The sequence below is a fragment of the Armatimonas sp. genome, from assembly GCF_043760365.1.
Classification (GTDB): Bacteria; Armatimonadota; Armatimonadia; order Armatimonadales; family Armatimonadaceae; genus Armatimonas.
This window is the reverse complement of the sequence record NZ_JAYUPA010000230.1, coordinates 1-2059: the sequence shown is the minus strand read 5'-3', so window position 1 is coordinate 2059 and position 2059 is coordinate 1. Positions and strand designations below refer to the sequence as shown.

Genomic DNA, 2059 nt, shown 5'->3' with positions numbered 1-2059 from the left:
GGCCTAGCTCGTACACGGCGTAGTGCGATGTTCGGGCGGTTTTTTCCAGGGAAGCCCCGCTAGGACGCACCCCAATCGAGTCGGCGAGGTCAATCGTCTTACCGGTCACCAGTGCTAGCTCCCGGGGTAGGCGGCGAATCTCAATCCCCAGAGCGACACGCGACAAGAGCAGCTCGCCGTCCTCATTGACATAGGATGTGGAGGGGATGCTGGAGGTTGTCTGTAGCTTGTAGGCGGTGACAGCTTTCCCCTGGACAACCACTGTCTCTTTTGCACCCACTAGGATCTCGATGTCCACCAGTGTTTGAGTATCCGACGAGAAAGCCTTCCCTTTGACACGAGTTCCCGGCACGGGTTTCTGGCCCGGGCCATCCGAGGGATCCCGAACAAACGACTCGCCCGGCTTGAGCGTGAGAGTTCCAGACTTGACGACGCCCTGAACCGTGGCCGTAAAGCGCACCGTGTTTGCCGTGTAGGTGGCTTTTATCTCCGTCACCCGCCCGGACGCCTCCGTACGGGACTCCTCCGCGAGCGTTGCACCGGTCTTTGGATCCATGTAGACCACCGCACTCGTCGTGATGGCACCATCCGCGCCCAGCAGAGCAATGTTCATCACGGAACGTATGAGGACTTTGACAGCGGGCTTGCCTTTGTAGCGAGCCGCACTATCGGTTTCCTGGTACAGGTGCCCCAGCTTGCTCTCTTTCAGAAAGATGCCAAAGTAGACTGATTTGGGCACACCAGGCGTCTGTGCAAACCCCGGTAAAGCAAGCAAAGCGACCAGAAACACGGCGAAGAGTCGGTTCATAGGTTATTGTATCGTCCCGGAATCGCCCCGATGAACCGGGGCGTCTTATTGTCCTCGTGCCTCGGACACAAAGGGCGCAAGCGCCCATGGCCCGAAGTGGCCTTCGTGTCGCGAAGCGATAATAAGACGCCCTCGTTCATGGGGGCGGGTAGGGAGTTTAGGGGAAGAAAAACTTCAGCGCGTCTTGGATGTGTCTGTCCCAGTATTCCCAGGTGTGCGCTCCTGGAAACTCCTCATATTCATGCACGATGCCCTGATCGGTGAGAAAGGCGTTAAAGGCACGGTTATCCTCTAGGAGAAAGTCTTCGGTGCCACAGTCAACACGCAGCTCGGGCAGTGTCCCCGCCGCTTGGTTCTTCTGTGCCAGGGCGTAGAGATCACAGGGGCCGCCCTTGTAACCTTCTCCGACCACCCGCGCGAACTCGGAGGTACGTGGGTCTTCCCAGTTCGGGTCTTTATGGCCAAAGCCCATCGCGCCTGAGAGACTGTGCGCCGCCCGGAAGCGCTCGGGATAGGCGAGGGCGAGCCGCACGGCACCGTAGCCACCCATCGAGAGCCCCGCTATCACGCGGCCTTCGCGGTTGGCCTGCGTCGGGAATGTCTTATCTATCCGATCCACCAGCTCCTCGCCAATCGCTTTCCCGTAGGCATAACCTGCCGCCGCATCGGCGTAGAATCCGCGCCCCCCATCGGGCATGACCACAATCACGGGGAGATTTGCGACATAGCGCTCGATCGCAGTGCGCCGCAGCCAGATCGTATGATTATCCGAGAGGCCATGCAGCAGATAGAGAACGGGAAACGGGCCCTCGCCGACCTCGGGAAGGAGCACGTACGCCGCCGTTTGCTTGCCCAGGGCGTTGGAGAAGTAGTGGTAGTCCAGAAATGCCATACCACTATTCTACCGTAGTGCGCTTCCTAAGAGGCATCTCCCTAGGCCACCAGGAAATAGACGATTCGTAGCGCGGTGCCTAGCCCTTTGGGGTGGTGCTTTGCCGAGAGTGTCAGCGTGAGCGTGTGCTCGCCGTACTTGAGGTCGTCGGCGAGAATCACGGCCCAGGGCAGGTGCAGACCGGGGCTCCAGGGAGTAAACGTGTCCATGGCACCCGCGGCGTGCGGCTTGCCGTCTATGTGGCACTCGACAGTGCCCGTGTCCGGCCCCGCAGCGATCATGAGGCCCACTGTCTGCCCGGTGAACCTGAGGGTGAAGTGACTTCCCGGCGTTGTGGACACGAGCGCGGGCACCCGCAC

The 2059-nt window shown here is 60.3% G+C and carries 2 protein-coding genes and 1 pseudogene; all 3 read right to left on the bottom strand.

The annotated features are described in order from the left end of the window. Positions 1-808 (bottom strand): hypothetical protein (locus ACH2EH_RS05560; protein WP_395139726.1); only part of this gene is annotated, 808 nt, incomplete at its 3' end. A 157-nt stretch (positions 809-965) separates the two neighbouring features. Continuing rightward, on the bottom strand, positions 966-1700 hold the full coding sequence (locus ACH2EH_RS05555) for an alpha/beta hydrolase (RefSeq protein ID WP_395139724.1): 735 nt from the start codon (positions 1698-1700) through the stop codon (positions 966-968). Between the two features lie 41 nt (positions 1701-1741). After that, a pseudogene (locus ACH2EH_RS05550) lies at positions 1742-2059 on the bottom strand (hypothetical protein); the annotation flags it as partial.